Annotated in this window: 1 pseudogene; it reads right to left on the bottom strand. The window is 49.7% G+C overall.

Annotated features, from left to right (window positions below):
* Nucleotides 1-292 (bottom strand): annotated as a pseudogene (locus NE665_RS24305) (aminopeptidase); the annotation flags it as partial.

Here is a 292-nt window from a genome sequence, read left to right as displayed (position 1 = left end):
CTGAACCTTTGGGTCGATAGCCACAAAATCACCGTTGCAGATGCCGAGTGCTTCTACATCCTCCTTCGTCTTCACAACCACGTCGATACGAATTTCCATCTCATCGATTTCACGCTTTCTGGTGGACGCATCCTTATATACATGGGATGCGGGAGAGCAGGATAGTACAGTACCTGTATAGACGCTTCCATCTCTTGTATGAATGCGGCAGTATTCTCCATCCAGTGTCGGAATAATCGGCCCGCCGATATTGGTCTCTGCCAGCATCCCATTGCTTTTGATGGAGCGCACC

This window comes from Clostridium sp. DFI.1.208 (assembly GCF_024463855.1).
Lineage (GTDB): Bacteria > Bacillota_I > Bacilli_A > Erysipelotrichales > Erysipelotrichaceae > Clostridium_AQ.
The sequence above is the reverse complement of the archived record's forward strand: the minus strand, read 5'-3'. Positions and strand labels throughout refer to the sequence as shown.